Origin of the sequence: Cobetia sp. 10Alg 146 (assembly GCF_029846385.1) — a bacterium.
GTDB classification, from domain to species: Bacteria; Pseudomonadota; Gammaproteobacteria; order Pseudomonadales; family Halomonadaceae; genus Cobetia; species Cobetia marina.
Window position 1 is genome coordinate 190,082 of the sequence record NZ_JARWKT010000001.1, and the last position, 17,052, is coordinate 207,133.

Annotated in this window: 15 protein-coding genes; 8 read left to right on the top strand and 7 right to left on the bottom strand. The window is 63.1% G+C overall.

Annotated elements, in window-relative coordinates:
• The first annotated feature begins 33 nt into the window (after positions 1 to 33).
• The 4 genes from QD172_RS00740 to QD172_RS00755 all read left to right on the top strand — a co-directional run bounded on the left by QD172_RS00740 (position 34) and on the right by QD172_RS00755 (position 5,133).
• Positions 34 to 1,059: a LacI family DNA-binding transcriptional regulator gene (locus tag QD172_RS00740; RefSeq protein ID WP_279854570.1), complete on the top strand. Its 1,026-nt coding sequence runs from the start codon at positions 34 to 36 to the stop codon at positions 1,057 to 1,059.
• A 138-nt stretch (positions 1,060 to 1,197) separates the two neighbouring features.
• On the top strand, positions 1,198 to 2,418 hold the full coding sequence (locus QD172_RS00745; protein ID WP_279854571.1) for an MFS transporter: 1,221 nt from the start codon (positions 1,198 to 1,200) through the stop codon (positions 2,416 to 2,418).
• 226 nt (positions 2,419 to 2,644) lie between these two features.
• Positions 2,645 to 3,850, top strand: coding sequence for a dicarboxylate/amino acid:cation symporter (locus QD172_RS00750; RefSeq protein ID WP_279854572.1), 1,206 nt, complete (start codon positions 2,645 to 2,647; stop codon positions 3,848 to 3,850).
• 248 nt (positions 3,851 to 4,098) lie between these two features.
• Positions 4,099 to 5,133 carry a hypothetical protein gene (locus QD172_RS00755; protein ID WP_279854573.1) on the top strand — a complete coding sequence of 345 codons (1,035 nt, stop codon included), beginning with the start codon at positions 4,099 to 4,101 and terminating at the stop codon, positions 5,131 to 5,133.
• 172 nt (positions 5,134 to 5,305) lie between these two features.
• On the opposite strand, the gene QD172_RS00760 is transcribed toward QD172_RS00755, so the two are convergent.
• The 4 genes from QD172_RS00760 to QD172_RS00775 form a co-directional block, all read right to left on the bottom strand.
• A complete protein-coding gene (locus tag QD172_RS00760; protein ID WP_176503370.1) occupies positions 5,306 to 5,845 on the bottom strand; it encodes a hypothetical protein in 540 nt (179 codons plus the stop codon).
• Positions 5,846 to 6,146: 301 nt separating this feature from the next.
• Positions 6,147 to 7,688, bottom strand: a complete 1,542-nt coding sequence (locus QD172_RS00765; protein WP_279854574.1) for a cytochrome c — start codon at positions 7,686 to 7,688, stop codon at positions 6,147 to 6,149.
• 2 nt (positions 7,689 to 7,690) lie between these two features.
• Positions 7,691 to 9,304 carry a GMC family oxidoreductase gene (locus QD172_RS00770; RefSeq protein WP_077376139.1) on the bottom strand — a complete coding sequence of 538 codons (1,614 nt, stop codon included), beginning with the start codon at positions 9,302 to 9,304 and terminating at the stop codon, positions 7,691 to 7,693.
• 109 nt (positions 9,305 to 9,413) lie between these two features.
• Positions 9,414 to 9,998: a sugar dehydrogenase complex small subunit gene (locus QD172_RS00775; RefSeq protein WP_279854575.1), complete on the bottom strand. Its 585-nt coding sequence runs from the start codon at positions 9,996 to 9,998 to the stop codon at positions 9,414 to 9,416.
• Positions 9,999 to 10,317: 319 nt separating this feature from the next.
• Between QD172_RS00775 and QD172_RS00780 the strand changes: the two genes are divergently transcribed.
• From QD172_RS00780 to QD172_RS00795, 4 genes are all read left to right on the top strand, one after another.
• A complete protein-coding gene (locus tag QD172_RS00780) occupies positions 10,318 to 10,860 on the top strand; it encodes a carboxypeptidase regulatory-like domain-containing protein (protein ID WP_271302535.1) in 543 nt (180 codons plus the stop codon).
• Between the two features lie 74 nt (positions 10,861 to 10,934).
• A complete protein-coding gene (locus QD172_RS00785; protein ID WP_077376130.1) occupies positions 10,935 to 11,666 on the top strand; it encodes an AraC family transcriptional regulator in 732 nt (243 codons plus the stop codon).
• Between the two features lie 176 nt (positions 11,667 to 11,842).
• Positions 11,843 to 13,063 (top strand): DMT family transporter, encoded by a 1,221-nt coding sequence (locus QD172_RS00790; protein ID WP_279854576.1) that lies wholly within the window; start codon positions 11,843 to 11,845, stop codon positions 13,061 to 13,063.
• Between the two features lie 227 nt (positions 13,064 to 13,290).
• Positions 13,291 to 14,271, top strand: coding sequence for an EamA family transporter (locus QD172_RS00795; RefSeq protein WP_279854577.1), 981 nt, complete (start codon positions 13,291 to 13,293; stop codon positions 14,269 to 14,271).
• Between the two features lie 124 nt (positions 14,272 to 14,395).
• On the opposite strand, the gene QD172_RS00800 is transcribed toward QD172_RS00795, so the two are convergent.
• The 3 genes from QD172_RS00800 to codB form a co-directional block, all read right to left on the bottom strand.
• Complete coding sequence (locus tag QD172_RS00800; RefSeq protein ID WP_077376121.1) at positions 14,396 to 14,725, bottom strand: HigA family addiction module antitoxin; 330 nt, start codon at positions 14,723 to 14,725, stop codon at positions 14,396 to 14,398.
• Positions 14,726 to 14,739: 14 nt separating this feature from the next.
• Positions 14,740 to 15,078: a type II toxin-antitoxin system RelE/ParE family toxin gene (locus QD172_RS00805; RefSeq protein ID WP_279854579.1), complete on the bottom strand. Its 339-nt coding sequence runs from the start codon at positions 15,076 to 15,078 to the stop codon at positions 14,740 to 14,742.
• Between the two features lie 125 nt (positions 15,079 to 15,203).
• Entirely contained in the window at positions 15,204 to 16,505 is a 1,302-nt protein-coding gene (codB, locus tag QD172_RS00810; protein WP_279854580.1) for a cytosine permease, read from the bottom strand.
• Positions 16,506 to 17,052 lie beyond the last annotated feature (547 nt).

Below are 17,052 nucleotides of genomic sequence, written 5' to 3' on the forward strand. Positions count from 1 at the left end.
GCATCATTCCACCAGGGACAGGGGACAGGCAGCGTGATTCGACTCAAGGATGTGGCGGCACGGGCAGGCGTTTCCGTCACCACCGTCTCACATGTGGTGAATGCCACTCGGCCCGTCGCCAGGGACACCGAAGCGCGGGTGCGCGAGGCCATCGCGGCACTCGGCTATCGGCCGGACAGCGTGGCACGTGCGCTGAAATCCAATCGCAGCCGCACGTTGGGGATGATCGTCACCAGCGCGCACAATCCGTTCTTCGCCGAGGTGATCCGTGGAGTCGAGGACCGCTGCTATCAGGCAGGCTACAGCCTGATCCTGTGCAATAGCGATGATATCGATGCCAAGCAGCTCAGCTATCTCGAGACACTGCGCGATCGCCGCATCGATGGGCTGGTGGTGATGACCGCCGAGAACGGCGCGGGCTTTCTGCAGGCTCTCAGCGCCCTGCCACTGCCGACGGTGATGATGGACGCCGACCCTCAACCGGGCTGGGACATGACGGTGGTCAACGACGACTCGCGCCTGGGGGGCAGGCTTGCCATCGAGCATCTGATATCCCGTGGACTCGAGCGCATCGCGCTGCTGACCGGCCCACGCGATCACGCCCGCTCGCGGGAGCGCCTGTGCGGAGCACTCGGGGCGCTCAAGGCCGCCGGCCTGGGCGTACCGGAGGACTGGCAGGTCGCCACCGACCTGATGCTGGAAGATGGCCATCGCGCCGCTCACCTGCTGCTGGCGGACCCCGGGGATCGTCCGGACGCCATCTTCGCCTTCAATGACCTGCTGGCGCTGGGCTGTCTGCGCGCCGCGCAGGATCTCGGTCTCGAGGTCCCACGCGAGCTGTCGATCATCGGCTACGACGACATCGAGATCAGTGCCTACCTCAACCCGGCACTCACCACCATCCGTCAGCCGATCTATGACCTCGGCACCACGGCGGTGGAACAGCTCATCGCCCGCCTGGAGGGCTCCCCCTTCCCGGGCCAGACCCAGCTGGCCCCCACGCTGGTCGTGCGCGAGAGTGTCTCGAGGGTAGACCGGTCCTCATCAGGCTCGCGCTGATAACAGCTCGGCATCAAAGATATCCATTATCAACATTTCTCTTATAGGTGATGGCGACATACCGTAGGCCACCTTGATCGACGCCAGATCAGCGCGTCAGATCCGCACATCAGCACAATGCGCAAGAGGAGCCTTTCGGTGAGCCATCAAGACGAGACGACCACGGAGACCCCCGAGTCCTCCCCCATCAGTCGCGGCCTGCTGTTGCTGATGGCGATTGCCGTGGCCGCCACGGCAGCCAACCTGTATTACAACCAGCCGCTGCTGGCCGACATGGCAGCCTCACTCGGCGTCAGTCAGGGCACCATCGGCATGATTCCCTCGGCCACGCAGTTCGGTTATGCCGTGGCGATCCTGCTGATCTCGCCGCTGGGCGACACCATGGACAGACGCCTGTTGATCCGCAATCTGTCCATCACCCTGGCCGTGGCCTCGCTGGGCGTCTTTCTTGCCCCGAGTCTCTGGCCATTGCTGGTGGCGAGTTTCGTGGTCGGTCTGGGCGCCAACATCACCCAGCAGCTGATCCCGTTTGCCGCGTCACTCTCCACTCCGCAGAGGCGCGGCAAGGTGATCGGCACGCTGATGACGGGGCTGACCATCGGCATCCTGCTCTCGCGCACCCTGAGCGGCAGCATCGCCGAGTACTGGGGCTGGCGCAGCGTCTTTCTGGTCGCCGCCATCCTCGCCATCATCATCGGCGTGTCACTGTATCGTCAGCTGCCGAGTCGTGCCCCTGCGGTGCAGATGGCCTATCCCAGGCTCATCGCCTCGATGTTCACGCTGCTGAAACGCCATGCGCTGCTGCGCGAATCCGCGCTCACCGGCGCACTGTGGTTCGCGGCCTTCAACGCCATGTGGGCGACACTGGCACTTCATGTCACCGACACGCCCTTTGATTACAGCGTTCAGCAAGCCGGACTGTTCGGCATCATCGGACTGGCGGGGATCATCGGAGCCAAGGCGTCGGGACGTCTGGTCAATCGTGTCGGCGCAGGCCCCTTGATCAGCCTCGCGCTCACGATGGTGGTGGCCGCCTTCGCGGTACTCGGCCTCTGGGGAGACAGCCTGACGGGGCTGATCATCGGCATCATCCTGCTGGATCTCGGGGTCTTCGCCGCCCAGATTCCCAATCAGGTGCGCGTCTTCTCCATCGACCCCGAGGCGCAGAGCCGCATGAATGCCGTCTACATGCTGTGCTATTACACCGGTGCCGGCCTGGGCTCGGCCGTCGGGGTCAAGATGATGAGCCTCTTCGGCTGGCAGGGCATGGCAGTGTTCGGGCTGACGCTCGGGGCGCTGGCGCTCGGGCATCACCTGCTCAGACAGCGCCGGCCAGCGGCGCCCTCCCACAAGGCCTGAACGTCCCTCTCAAGGGGACCGTGGGCCCTGACGACAGCGAATGCCGCCATCACTCACGGACTGCGGCAAATGACGCCATGATTCAGGTAGTCGATTCAGGTACACTCTGCGCGCCATTTCGGTGCGTGGCCTGACTGCGACGACCTGCAGTCCGCCGACCAGCGAGATGGTACGCGATTCACGGCCTGTACTCAGGGCAAGAACCCGTCAAACTCTCGAGATCCACATGAAGCTCATCGTCAAACTTGTCCTCGGCATCATCGCCGGTCTTCTGATCGGTCTGATGGCCCCGGATATCGTGGTCCGCGCGGCGCTGACCGCCAAGGTCATCATCGGCCAGCTGATCAACTTCACCATCCCGCTGATCATCCTGTTCTACGTGATGAGTGGCATCGCCTCTCTGCCGAAGAATTCAGGCGCCATGCTCGGACGCACCGTCGGCATGGCCTATGGCTCCACCATTCTCGCTGGCATCTTCGCCTTCCTGGTCGCCAGCAATCTGCTGCCGGGCATGCTGTCCGGCATGGCGCCCGTGGCCGAAGGCCGCGACGCACTGGCCCCCTTCCTCGATCTCGAGATTCCGGCCGCGTTGCCGGTGATGACGGCGCTGGTACTGGCCTTCGTCTTCGGTGTCGTCATCAGTCGTCGGGAGCTTCCGACCCTGAAAAGCGCGGTATTTGAATCACGTGAAGTGGTCGACGTGTTCCTCAACAGCGTCATCATCCCGCTGCTGCCGCTGTTCATCGCCGGTACCTTTGCCGAGATGGCCTATGAGGGCAAGGCGCTGTCGACACTGGATACCTTCTGGAAGGTGCTGGTGCTGGCCATCGTGATGCACTGGATCTGGTTGAGCACGGCCTATCTGATCACCGGGCTCGTCCAGCGTCGCTCGCCGCTGGGACTCCTGCGCAACATGCTGCCCGCCTATCTGACGGCGCTGGGCACCATGTCCTCCGCCGCGACCATTCCGGTCAGCCTGCGTCAGACCAAGGCCAACGGGGTCAGCGATGAAGTGGCGGATTTCAGCGTGCCGCTGTGTGCCACCATCCATCTGTCAGGCTCCACCATCACCATCGTGACCTGCGCTACCGCCGTGATGATGATGAGCCATGACCTGGCCATCGCCAGTCTCGGCGAAGTCGTCCCCTTCCTGATCATGCTGGGCCTGACCATGATCGCCGCGCCCGGTGCGCCGGGCGGCGCCGTGATGGCCGCACTGGGCGTGCTCGGCAGCATGCTCGGCTTCGGCGAGGCGGAACTTGGCCTGATGATCGCGCTGTATCTGGCACAGGACAGCTTCGGCACCGCCACCAATGTCACCGGCGACGGCGTGATCGCGCTGTGGGTCGACCACTGCGCCCGCCGCGATGGCGTCGTCGCGGACAGCGATGCCCGAGCGCTTGATGAGCAGACCGCGCGCTCACGCTCCTGAAGCAGGCCACCCGAGCGTCACGGACTGATCTCCAGGGCGCTCGGGACAACCGCTGCACACGAAAATGCCCAGCCACTCGAGAAGTGGCGGGGCATTTTCGTGTGCAAGGCTTCCACATGCTCAAGGTGAGGCATGACGCCGCGCCGCGCCTGACACCATGCCCGCGAACGGCTACCATGAGCGCCCACGCGTGAGCGCTGTCATGGCGGTGAGTTACCGCCTCTCTGTTACCGTTGCCGGAGTGCCAGATGTCCCTGCTTGACTCTTTCCCCCTCACCTCGCGTGCCCAACGCCTACCCCTGCGACGCACACTGGCGGCCTGGTGCCTCGCCGGTGGCAGCTTGATGCTGGCGCAAAAGGCCAGTGCCCTGGAGATCGGCATGCCTGCCGACGCCGGTGTCAGCGCCAGCCCTGCCGTCGTGCTGGAAGCCGAAAGTACCCTCGAGGACTCATTGCGCGAACCGCTGACCCTGACGCAATTCGCCAGTGCGGATGAGGTGATGAATGGGCTGCGTGATGGCACGCTGGACGCCGCCTACCTGACGCCCTGGAATCTCAAGGCACTGGCCGAGAGCGGCGTGCCGCTGCGGGTACTGGATGGCGCGGACCTGGATGATGTCAGCCTGGTCGCACGCGATGAGCTGATCCGCTATACCAAGCTGTTCGAGCCGCAGGAAATGCTGATCCGCTTCCTGAATGACACCACGCGTGCAGTGCGGGTGGTGATCAGTGACAGTGATGCGCGCTCGCATCTGGCGCTCAAGCAGTGGATCGAGGTCAAGGTCGGTTCCAGCATGCAGCTGGTGAGCCCGCGCTCGCTGGAAGCGCTGGAAGGTGATGAGTACGCCGGCGATGCGCCCAAGGCGCTGATCAACAGTCGCAAGATGCATGCCGCCTTCCTGGGTGGCGATGACGCCTCCCGTCTGGTGGCCCTGCACCCGCTCTCCAAGGACTGGCTGCCGCGCGCCAACATGCTGGATCTTCCGCGCATGCTGCTGGTCAGCCGCGCCGACATCGCCGATGACGCTCTCGATGCCGAGCTTCAACAGCTGGGCCAGGCCCACGCCGCGGCACAACGCACCCTGCATCAGGAAGACCCGACGAAGGCTGCCTTCATGCTCAAGCAGGAGTGGCCGGCCCAGGCCGGTGAAGCGCCAAGCCTGCCCCAGGTGGTACATGCGCTGAATGGCAATGCGCTTGCCGTCAGCGACATGCGTCAGGCGCTCAATGACTGGCTGGGCGAGCAGCAGGCCAAGGTCACCTGGCCCGAACTCCAGCCGTGAGTGACGGTCGTGAGTGACGGTCGTGAGTGACGGTCGTGAGAGACAGTCGTGAGCCGTCCTGATCCCAGACCGTCTTGCCCCTCAGGCCGCCTCGGACCGTCAAACGCCAGGCGCGTCAGCCAGACACGAAAAAACCCGCCAATTGGCGGGTTTTTTCATTCATCAGCGACGATCAGGCGTCCAGCGCTTCCGCGATCTGGGACTGAGCCTTGGGACCGATACCCTTGACCTCAGCGATCACGCCGTCAGCGTGGGCCTTGCGGACCTTGGCGACGTCATCGTAGCCGGCTTCGGTCAGCGCGCGGATAGCCGCAGCGTTCAGACCCAGGTCTTCCAGGGTAGCCGCGTCTGCGGTGTCCTCGGACTCCGCCTGCTCTTCAGCGGCTGCCATCGGCATCATGCGGGACTGGGCGATGGCCTGTTCACGGGCCAGACGCGCCTTGTACTGCACCAGCTTCTGGTTGAACTCGTGTTCGACCTGCTTGCGGTGCTTGTCAGAGGCTGCTGCCTTCTCGCTCAGACGCTCGTTGCGAGCACGCAGGTCCTCGACTTCCTTCTTTGCCTTGTCACGGGCATTGCGGAGCTTGTCGGCTTCCTTGCTGGCTTCACGCAGCTGACGCTCCAGCTCCTTGATGCGGGCGTTCTGGTCCTGCTTGGTGTCCTGCTCCTGAAACAGGGATGCAAGCTGATCGTCAAGAGTAGCGTCGGTCATACTGCTATGTTGCCTCGAATAATTGATAAAGAGCTAAAGTCTGGGCGCACATTCTACCGCAGTTCTTCAGTTTGTGCTGCATTTGAGCGCAACCGAGCGGGATGAATGTGATGTCGGTGTCCTGCCTGGCGCAATTTTACCCCATCCTCACCATAGCGCCAGCACTGGTTGTCTCTGGCGCCGGGTGAGCCTATCGGCCAGTCGTCGTGGCGGTCTTCACGCATGCCTCGACGACTGGCCAGGCAATTCCTGCCCCCTTCTCACGTTCACATTCACGCAAGAGGGGGCGATCAAGGGCGCCTCAGTGCTTTCGCCATTCTTCCAGCTTGTCCGCCAACTGCTGGCGACGCGCACCAGGTGCCGCGAGAGAGGCACTCTGGTGACCTTCCCCGAAGCGATTCTCCAGGTAGTCCATCAGGTTGATCAGCTCGCCGTCGGTCAGGTTGTCATCAAAGGCCGGCATGAAGACGCTGTGACCATTGTTCTCGCGCTGCACGCCATTGAGAATCGCCTGCGCCAGGTTGTCCGGATAGACACTGCCCGTCACGCTGTTGTGGAACAGCGACGGGTAGTAACCATCCTGAGTGCCGGCACCATCCGCCCCGTGACACATGGCACAGTGGCCCAGATACAGGCGCACACCCGGGGTGGCATCCGTCAGCTGGCCGATCAGCGCTTCGTCATCCGGGCGTTTGTCGAGCGGCTGACCGCGCAGCAACAGGACATCGTCAGCCGGTGCCCCCTGATTGAACCGCGTGGCGACCTGAGGCTCGCTGGCCTGCTCGGCTTCCGCCTGGCGATCGCCATCATTGATCGCCTCGCCCTGCTCACCCTTGCCATTCACGGCCGGGATGGACTTCAGATAGACGGCAATGGCACGCAGATCATCTTCGCTCATGTGACGCATGGAGTGCGTGACGACATCCGCCATCGGGCCGCCGGCCTGCGCCTTGCCCTTGAGATTGCCGGTGGCGAGGTAGGTCTGGATATCCTGCTCACTCCAGCTGCCCAGACCATCCTGCATGTCCGGCGTCAGGTTGAAGGCGCGCCAGCCTTCTATCATCGCACCACCGAGATAGCCGTCCTCATCGCCTGTCAGCGCCTTCTCCTGGAAGGCGATGCCACGCTCGGTGTGACAGCTGCCACAGTGTCCCGGCCCCTGGACGAGATAGGCGCCACGGTTCCAGTCGGCGCTCTTCTCGGGGTCATCCTGCCAGGGCTCCAGCGGCGAGAAGATCTCTTCCCACAGCGCCATCGGCCAACGCATGTTGAGCGGGAACGGAATCTCGCTCTCACGGTTCGGCGTGGCGCTCGGCGTCACGTCATGCATGTTCCAGGCATAGAGTGACTTGATGTCGTCATCGGTCAGGCGTGCATAGGACGGGAACGGCATCGCCGGATAGAGATTGTGGCCATCGGCCGCCTCGCCTTCGCGCAGTACACGGGTGTACTCCTCGAGGGTGTAGTTGCCGATGCCGTGTTCGGTGTCCGGGGTGATGTTGGTGGCGAAGATCTTGCCGACCGGCGTCTCGAAACCGAGGCCGCCGGCGTACTCATCACCATCTTGCGTACTATGACAGGCAGCGCAATCACTGGCGCGTGCCATGTACAGGCCCTTCTCGATCAACGCCGGATCATTGGTGGCGGCCTTGTCGGCCTCCACCTGCCTGGCGTGCTCATCTTCACCACTGCCACAGGCGCTGAGCAACAGCGCACTGGAACCGGCAATGGCAGCAAGACGAATTGCACGGGCCAGACGCGCGGGACGGGCCGTGAGGCGGGCACCTCGGGCATTCTCATCAATGGCATCACGAATGCCAGCAGTACGGGCGTGCGGGACCATGCTTATATTTCCTGTTCGAGCAGATCGGCAATACGAAGAGACAAGGCGGCAATCGTCAGAGTGCAGTTGACCGAGCCGACAGTCGGCATGCTGCCGGAGCTGGCGACGAACAGATTGTCGTGGCCATGCACTCGGCAATCGCGGTCCACCACGGATTGCGTCGGGTCATCTCCCATCAGGGTCGTACCGCAGATATGCTGGTTGTTGGAGAACTCATCACGGAACGCGATGTCCGTGCCTCCCATCAGCTTGGCGATGCGTGCATATTGCTCCCGCGTATGCACGGCGCTGCGCTTGACGTAATCATCGATAGCATAACGGAATTCCGGGCGCGGCAGACCAAGTGCGTCACGTTTTTTTGACGGCGTGATGCGATTGGCAGGCTCGGGCAGCAGCTCATGGAAGCTGTCGAACTGCACATAACGGCTGGCACGATTGTCGATCTGCGCCTGCAGGTCCGCGCCCAGCCTCAGGGGTGTCTCCGCCAGCACCTCGGTGGTCATCTGCTGAGTCCGGGCGATGTTGGAAAGGTGCAGCTTCTTGGAGGCGAATTCACGGCGGAAATCCCCGTCACGCCAGGTGATGATGGACGTCATCTCCTGGGGGCCACGGCCGGCCCACAGTGCCTCATCGGCCAGAAAGCTCACACCGGTACCCGGGTGATCCATCAGATGCCGGCCGACCATGTCGTTCTGATTGCCCACACCGTCGGGGGTATGCGCATTCACCGACATCTGCATCAGCTTGGGCGTCTCGATGCCATTGGCCGCCAGCACCACCTTGGGTGCGCTCAGTCGATGCTGCTTGCCTTGCGGGTCGAGATAGCGCACCTCGCGGATCTTGCCGCTGGCATCGCTTTCCAGATGATGGACGATGGCATTGTCGATCAGTCGGGCACCGGCGCGCTCCGCCTTCTCGACGTGAATGATGCCGGAGTACATCGCCCCGATCGGGCAGATCGGCATGCAGTTGTTGTTGCCGCAGCAGGTCGGGCGGTCATCGTAGGGGCGGCTGTTGCGCGCCACCGGCTCGGTGACCATGTCAAAACCGTGGGGATTGATGCGCTCGCTGACCCGCCGTTCGTTCCACGACAGCGGCAGAGGCGCCATCGGATACTCGGCGCTGCGCGGGCTGCCGAGATCGACATCATTCGGCCCCCAGACACCCAGCGCCACCTCGGCCCGGAAGTAGTAGTCTTCCAGGTCCTCATAGGCGATCGGCCAGTCGAGACCTACTCCATATTCGCTCTTGAGACGGAAATCGCTGGGCAGGAAGCGCCAGGCCGAGGCCGCCCAATGCCAGGTGGTACCGCCGACGGCGCGGATATACTGCGCGTCATAGGGCTGCTCACCCTTCTGGACGAGATAGTCGGCATTGTCGCCGTGCAGCATGGGATGCGGTGCCGCCTTGCTGGCGGGATACGGCCCCATGAAGTCCATCTTGTCGGCCTGATTGCGAAAGCGCTCCACGATCTGCCAGCGCTCCAGGCGCGGGCCGGCTTCCAGCATGATGACCGCCTTGCCGGCTTCGGCCAGACGATGCGCGATCAGGGCACCGGCAACGCCGGAGCCCACCACGATCACGTCAGCGTCATACGTACGAGCTTCCTCAGCCATGCGGGGTTCTCCTCAAGGTGCTTTGCGTCACCGCAGCGGGACTGCGATGTCGTCAGGGCATTCGTTGCCGCCCGCTCTCATGGCGATGCTGGCAGATGAACGAGTGGGTTCAGGCAGGACGCTCGGCCCAGAAACCGGGACGATTCGGGCAATAGGTCCGCACGACCTGGACATCGCGGGGGCCTGCATACATGCCGGCATGTTCAAAGGCGATCACCTCGGCCTGCGGGTCGGTGGCAGATTGCCCCACCGTCCCCAACATCCAGGCCTGCAGCACGCGGCGCACCAGTGCCATCTCGCCTTCGCTCACGTCATCCTCGCGCAGATATTCACGCTGCTCCCCCAGGGCCAGGAGACGATCTCTCAGGTCCACCAGCGTGCCAAGGCCCGGCACGCCATCGACGGGCGTGCGCGCCAGTGCCTCGAAGAACCGCTGCCCGAGGCGCTCATTGAGGACTCTGTCACTCAAGAGCCATGCCGAGAGGGACATGAAGGCGGCAAAGGCGCCATCCTCATCCGTCTCCCGGGCACTGCTGGTGACCGTTTGCGCCAGCGCCGACAATGGCAGGCTGGTCAGTGTCGCGGCACCGACCCCGAGCAGACCACGCTTGAGCAGGCGACGCCGGGAAGCATCGACGCGTACGATGTCATGAGTCGAATCAGGCAAGGCATCGGTCTCAGGCGAAGTCGTCATGGGGCTCTCCGGGCAATCATGGGAACAGATACGCACACTCGAGCACGCTGGCAGGCCAGCAGCAGGTCAAGCGGGAAACATTAACATTGGGTGAATGGTAACAATTGGCACCCCCTCATAGACGAAAGACTAATGAATCGTGCGTTCTCACTTGCGCAACCCCGTCATCGCGCTCGATGCAACCCTAGTGAACGCGGCAGACCCTACCCCTCGCCCCGTGAGCGTGGCTTACGTCTTTCGCGGCGGCTGACGTTTTCAGTCATCTCGCGGCACAGTAGGATGTGGGCTTGATCCCTTCGTCATTCCAAGGATGGCCATCATGCTTCGCACCCTGCGTACCCCTCTCGCGTTGATTCTCACCACCACTCTGCTGGCAGGTTGCGAGAGCGCGTCCCGTATCGCCGACAGCATTTCCCTTCCGGACTTCGGCAGCACCACTGCCTCCGAGGACGGCGATCAGCGCGTCAAGCGGACAGTGGCCTTCCCGGAGGCGGAGTACGCCAAGCTCGACAAGACGGGAACCTCGGTCATCAAGGGCCGCATGTCCTATGACTGGCAGGGTCAGACGATCCATGCCAACCGAGCCGGCATCTCCATTGCCCCCGTCACCACCTACTCCGCGGAAGCCGCGGAACTGGCACTGGCCGGCAAGACGGCAGAGCGCGCCGACCCGCGTGCCCAGGCCTATACCCATATCGTGCGCACCGACAGCAATGGCTACTTCAATGCCACCGGCCTGCCCGCCGGCACCTTCTATGTCGCCGGCGTCATCAAACTGCCCGATGGCACCCGCAGCCCGCTCATCCTGAGCCAGGTCCAGGTCGGGCGTGGTCAGACACGCAACATCGAACTGAGCCGCTGAGCGTGCTGAGCCCAGACTCCCGCGAGCCCCGGGCCTGCCCCCCTGAGGGATGATCGACGAATGACCACGACACCATGACGGCACTCTCGTTACGTTCCTACACGCCACGCGCCGATGTGCATGATCACCAGTATCCGCAGCTGGTGCTGCCGATCCGGGGCCATCTCGACATCCAGGTCGGCGGCTACACCGGTACCGTGGTCACCGGCGAATGCGTGATCATCCGCTCGGGCGAGACCCATCAGTTCCAGGCCCATGACGCGGCACGCTTCATCGTCGCGGACCTGGATTACCTGCCCGACAATCTCGCCGCCACTCGGCGCGTGGTGTTCTCCATCAGCACCCTGCTGATGAACTACCTGCTGTTTCTCGAAGCCCAGCTGCAGGGCAAGGTCGATGCCCGGATCGACCGTCTGGCCATCGAGCTGTTTCTGGGCCTGCTGGAGCGGCAGACCTGCGACAAGCGTGTCGATCGGCGTCTGCTCAGAGTGCTGGATGTCATGAACGAGCAGCTGGATCAGCCGCATGACGTGGCATCACTGGCGGCCCTGGCGCATCTGAGTCCTACCCAGTTCCACAAGATCTTTCGTGACAACCTGGGCGTCAGCGTCAAGCAGTACCTGACAGCCCGGCGCATGGAGCGCGCCCGTGCGCAATTGATCCATTCCGACCTCAGTGTCCAGCAGGTCGCCGAGGCAGTGGGCTATCAGAACCTGTCGGCCTTCACGCGGCGCTTCTCTCACCATTTCGGCATGACGCCGCGCGAGATGACTCGCCAGTACTCCAGCCTGACCATCTCCAGCTGAGCGTCTTCCCCTGACCTTCTTCAGCACCTCTCCCGCCCTTGTCACGGCGTTTCAGACGCCTGCTGGCTCACTTGGCTGTCTCCAGCAGAACGAAGCGTAGTTTCAGCACAATATCGATTCGCAATGAAGCGTAATCTCGTGGTCACCGAATCACCTTTCATTGCGAGCCATCAACCATGCAACACCGCTTCGCGAACGCTTCGCTCTCCCCGCTGCTCCAAGGTCAGACCGGCAACCTGTGCGTACTGCTGGCTGCCTGCCTGTGGGGAACCACCGGCACGGCCGCCCACTTCAATCAGGGTGTGAGCCCGCTGGCCACTGGCGCCTTCGCCATGGGGGTGGGCGGCGTACTCCAGGCCATCCTGTCACGCCACCATCTTCGCGCCGAGGCACACAAGCTGCTCGCACAGAAACATCTGGTGGCCTGGGGCGCTCTGTTCATCATCTGCTATCCCCTGGCCTTCTACTCGGCCATGGAATACACCGGTGTCGCGATGGGCACCGTCATCACCATCGCCACGGCCCCCTTGGCGGCCGCCGCACTGGAATATCTGCTGGACCGCAAGAAGGTCACTGCCAGCTGGTATGCCGCACTGACGCTGGGAATGATCGGCGTCGCGCTGATGGCCATCGGCGAGACCGCGTTGCCTGAAGCCACGCCACTGCTGGAAGCGCGTGGTGAGGGGGCGATGCTCATGGATGAGCGCAAGCTCATCGGCATCGCCCTGGGGATCGTGGCCGGCGCAAGCTACGCCACCTATTCGCTGCTCGCCAGACGCATGATGTTGCAAGGCACCCACGGGCGTGCGGCGATGGGCTGCCTGTTCGGCACCGCCGGTGTGGTGCTGCTGCTCGGCCTCGGGGCCGCCAGCCTCATCCACGACCCGCGCCTGTTCGCCACGCCGGTGAATGCCAGTGTCGCCATCTACATGGCGCTGATTCCCATGCTGCTGGCCAGCCTGGTCTTCGGGCGTGGACTGGCCAGCGTGCCCATCAGTCGCGTCACCATGCTGACCATGTTCGAGCCGCTGGTGGCAGGCGTTCTGGCGGTCGTGGTGGTCGGCGAGCAGTTCACCATGATGGGGGCGGTCGGCATGCTGTTGATCATGACCTGCCTGATGCTGCAGCTTCGCTCCCGCGCCCCTAGGACACCGACGGCCAGTCCGCAGCCAGCGCCCACCGCATGGGCAAGGGCCTCCCACGCATCACGACGCCCTGACCTTGAGGCAGAGCGGGCGTCTGATCTGGAGACTGACCTGGCGACGGGCCTCTGGACTGGCAGCGATAGCGGGCAGGAGTCCGCGTGCGAAAGCGTCGCAATGCTCGACTATCCCGCAGAGAGCCAGCACGGCTGGTCCCATGCGGCAGTGGAGTCCGGCGACAGGACACCACGTTGAACGGATCTCACTGAACGGATCTCACTGAACTGACCTCACTGAACTGACCTCACTGAACTGGCCTCACTGAGCCGGTTGCACTGAGCTGACGACGGGGCGCAGACCGCAGTGACCCCCGCGTTGTCGTGATCATGACAGAAAGTGGTTTCAGCACACTCTGCGTGCTCGCGGCATGCATGGCGAGCCGACGAGAAAGAGCGCACCTCTCACGCCAAAGGAATGCCTGGATGACAACGATCTCTCCTCTGACCTCCCAACCCTCGAAGTCGGGAGTGCTGGGCAGCCTGGCGGTGCTGTTTGCGGCGCTGCTGTGGGGCACCACCGGCACGGCGGCCCACTTCAATCAGGACGTCAGCCCGCTGGCGACCGGCGCCTTCGCCATGGGGATCGGTGGGGTGTTGCAGGCGTGGGTGGCACGCCCGAACATCACTGATTGCCTGGGGCTTGTGTTGGCGCAGAAGCGCTGGGTATTGCTCGGCGCCGTATGTGTCGTCATCTACCCGCTGGCCTTCTACTCCTCGATGCACCTGGCCGGCGTTGCCATCGGCACGGTGATCACCATCGCCACGGCACCCCTGGCGGCCGCGATACTGGAGCGCCTGTTCGGCCACCATCGACTCACGCCAAGCTGGTATCTCAGCCTCGCGCTGGGCATCACCGGGGTGGTGATGATGGCATTGGGCGAAACGGGCCATCAGGGCATGACGACACCCCTCGCCGCGGGGCAGAGTGCTGACGGTCGCCTTGCCTTCACTGATGAACTGGCGCGCCTGGCAGGTATCGCGCTGGGCATCATCGCCGGGGTGACCTACGCCGCCTACTCGCTGATCGCACGGCACATGATGGAAGGTGGTATCCACGCTCGCGCGGCCATGGGCAGCCTGTTTGGCGTCGCCGGCATCGCGCTGATCGCAGGCCTTGGCCTCAGCATGCTGGTGGCAGACCCGCGCCTGTTCGCCACCCCCGGCAACGCAGGCGTAGCACTCTACATGGCACTGGTACCGATGTTCCTCGGCTATCTCGCCTTCGGCAATGGCCTCAAGACCATCACCGCCAGCAAGGCCACCCTGCTCACGCTGTTCGAGCCGCTGGTCGCCGCGCTGCTCGCCGTCACCATCGTCGGCGAGCATATCGCCCCGCTCGGCTGGCTCGGCATGGTACTGATTGCCGTCTGCCTGGTGATTCAGGTGAGGCCGAAAACGACCTGAGGAATGCCTGGAGCCTGAACAACAGAAAGCCCCAGCCTGAGGATCAGGCTGGGGCTTTCTGTGTTACTGGGCATGTACCCACGGGATTACGCCGTCTCGATCACTCGCCGTGAAGCGTGCGACGTCAATGCGAGGCAAGCTCGGCGGCATCAACTTGCGGCGTTATGCGGCGTACGCCCTTGGCATCCTGCGCGTAGGCACGATGGCGCACATCCCAAAGCTCCACAGCATGCTGGATGTTGAGCCAGAACTCCGGCGTATTGCCTAGCGCAGCCGCCAGCTTGATGGCCATCGGGGCCGTCAAGGTCCCCTTGTCATGTACGATACGGCTCAGGGTATTTCTGTGCACTCCCATCGCCTCGGCCAGTGTGCGGATGTCGATCTCCATCGGCTCCAGAAACTCTGCCGTCAACATCTCGCCTACCGTCAGTGGGCGCCGCTGGGTGTTTCTCATCGCTGCTACCTCCCCTAGCCCTTGTCAGCATGCGGGTCTAGATATGTTTGATGGGCAATCCCTGCCTCCCATCGAAAGATGAGTCGATACTGCTTGTTGACGCGAATCGAGCAATAACCTGCGAGATTGCCCTGGAGATGCTCGAAACGATTGCCTGGCGGAATCCTCAAATCAGACTCCTGGCTTGCGGCATCGAGAATCTGCAACTTGCGATAAAGCGAACTTGAGAGCGCCGCAGGTATCTTGCGGTGACCAACATCTTGCTCGTAGAAGCTCTCGAGCCACACATCCCTGAATTCCACCGCCATGGCAGCACCTTTTTCCACCATTCTATGCACAACCATGTTGTGCATCAAGTGACTCTCCCCTGAGGTGACTCTACCCTGACGTTTCTCTCCCCCATGAAAAACGCCCAACGAGTCCAGGACTCGTTGGGCGTGTCGTATTCCTCTGCCCTTCACATCAGGCGATCAGTCACTCATGCCGCCGTCTTGTCGGCCAGTTCGACCTTGGCAAGCTTGATCAGTCCGCCGTAGATGACAAAGGCGACCAGGACACCCACGACGGGCGGCATGAAGGGGGAGCTCAAGGCACACAGGCAGGCGATGGCGTAGGCGGCGAGGCCCGGCCAGTGGTAATCCACCTTGGGCATCTCGGCGAGACGCGGATACTGGCCTCTGTGGCCGAGCCAGAAGTTGGCCATGATCACGCCGCCGATCGGCGGAATGAAGGTGCCGAGCAGAATCAGGAACGGGATCAGCCACTCATACATGCCGAGTACCGCCAGCACCGTGCCGATGGCCGCGCCGCCCAGGGTGACACGTTGACGATGCGGCGTGCGCAGCAGGTTGCAGCCGGCGATGGCGAAGTTGTAGATGGTGTTGTCCTGGGTGGTCCAGATATTGAGAAACAGCATCAGCACGGCGAGGCTGACCAGCCCCTGGGCAATCATCACATCGACGATATCGGCCTGCTGATAGATCATCGCGCCTAGCGCACCGGTCAGCACCATCAGGCCATTGCCGACGAAGAAGGCCGCCAGCGTGGCGATCACGGCGATCTTCGGCGAGCGCGCGAAGCGACTCCAGTTGGTCGCCTGGGTGCCGCCACTGATGAAGGTACCGATCACCGCCGTGATGGCGGCCGTCCAGCTCATGGAATCCGTGGGCGTCAGTGCCGCGAGTCCCGCCATGCCCCCGACATCGACCATGCCGGTATAGAGACTGAACAGAATGAACAGCAGCATGGCCGGCACGGCAACCCGCGAGAGCATGTCCAGGCCGCGATAGCCGATCATCGCCGTCAGGCAGAAGGCGAAACCGAAGATGACCATCAGCGGCGTGGTCAACCATTCCGGCAAGCCGAGTGTCTTGACCAGCACGATGGCGATGGTCGCGGTGCCCCAGGCGTACCAGCCGATCTGGGTGAAGCCGAGCACGAAGTCCGACAGACGGCTGCCCTTCTCGCCAAAGCACAGTCGCCCCATCAACACCGAGTTGAGGCCGCTCTTGCAGGCGATGTAGGCCAGCGCCGCCGCATAGCTCCCCAGCAGCAGATTGCCGATCACGATGATCCACATCAGCTCATTGAGTTCGAAGGCCGCGCCCAGTGACCCACCGGCCCACATGGTGGCGGTGAAGAAGGTGAAGCCGAGCAGCACCATTGAAGTGGAGAACAGCCCACGTCGTGCCGAAGCGGGGACTTCGCTCAAGGGATAGTCATTGCCTGCGGCCGAAGCCAGCGGTGAGGTCTGTGAAGTTGATGAGCGGTCATCTGCCATGCGGGGTATCCCTCGGACTCGTGCATCGCGCCGAGTCTCTTCGTGTGAGGCCGTGTCAGCCGGAGTAAGGTGCCATGCTCTCTCGCCACCTGGCAGGTCGCTCTCATGGAACGCTGCGCTCGACGGGCAGCGCGTCGGTCGATGAGAGCCTGCCAACCGCTGGCGAAGTGCGGATGAGCGGGACTGGCGGTCGCCACCCTACCACCACGCAAGAAACGCGCCAGTCCTTGAGATGCCCGCGTACCTGTCCGCGGACTGCCCGGCACCATAACTTGTCCTTGGCGTCAGGATCCCGCGCTGGAGGGGGTGTGAGGCAGCCATTGGCGCAGCAATGCCCTCTCTGACGTATCGCTTGCGTCACTTGGCCGGTGATGGCGCAAGATCCCCGTAAGATGCCCTCAATATGGCAGTGATCCACAAAAACGCCACGCGGCGCACTCTTTCAGTGCAGCGCGTGGCGTTGATCGCATCGTGCTTCCTCCACGCCATAACCTGACGCCGAGTGCAGGATGCAAATTTTTTCAGACATTCCCGGTCAGAGGCGTCC

Coding starts and splice junctions, on each gene's coding strand:
- QD172_RS00750 (WP_279854572.1), top strand. CDS start 2,645: ATGAAGCTCATCGTCAAACTTGTCCTCGGCATCATCGCCGGTCTTCTG.
- QD172_RS00755 (WP_279854573.1), top strand. CDS start 4,099: ATGTCCCTGCTTGACTCTTTCCCCCTCACCTCGCGTGCCCAACGCCTA.
- QD172_RS00760 (WP_176503370.1), bottom strand. CDS start 5,845: ATGACCGACGCTACTCTTGACGATCAGCTTGCATCCCTGTTTCAGGAG.
- QD172_RS00765 (WP_279854574.1), bottom strand. CDS start 7,688: ATGGTCCCGCACGCCCGTACTGCTGGCATTCGTGATGCCATTGATGAG.
- QD172_RS00770 (WP_077376139.1), bottom strand. CDS start 9,304: ATGGCTGAGGAAGCTCGTACGTATGACGCTGACGTGATCGTGGTGGGC.
- QD172_RS00775 (WP_279854575.1), bottom strand. CDS start 9,998: ATGACGACTTCGCCTGAGACCGATGCCTTGCCTGATTCGACTCATGAC.
- QD172_RS00780 (WP_271302535.1), top strand. CDS start 10,318: ATGCTTCGCACCCTGCGTACCCCTCTCGCGTTGATTCTCACCACCACT.
- QD172_RS00785 (WP_077376130.1), top strand. CDS start 10,935: ATGACGGCACTCTCGTTACGTTCCTACACGCCACGCGCCGATGTGCAT.
- QD172_RS00790 (WP_279854576.1), top strand. CDS start 11,843: ATGCAACACCGCTTCGCGAACGCTTCGCTCTCCCCGCTGCTCCAAGGT.
- QD172_RS00795 (WP_279854577.1), top strand. CDS start 13,291: ATGACAACGATCTCTCCTCTGACCTCCCAACCCTCGAAGTCGGGAGTG.
- QD172_RS00800 (WP_077376121.1), bottom strand. CDS start 14,725: ATGAGAAACACCCAGCGGCGCCCACTGACGGTAGGCGAGATGTTGACG.
- QD172_RS00805 (WP_279854579.1), bottom strand. CDS start 15,078: ATGCACAACATGGTTGTGCATAGAATGGTGGAAAAAGGTGCTGCCATG.
- codB (WP_279854580.1), bottom strand. CDS start 16,505: ATGGCAGATGACCGCTCATCAACTTCACAGACCTCACCGCTGGCTTCG.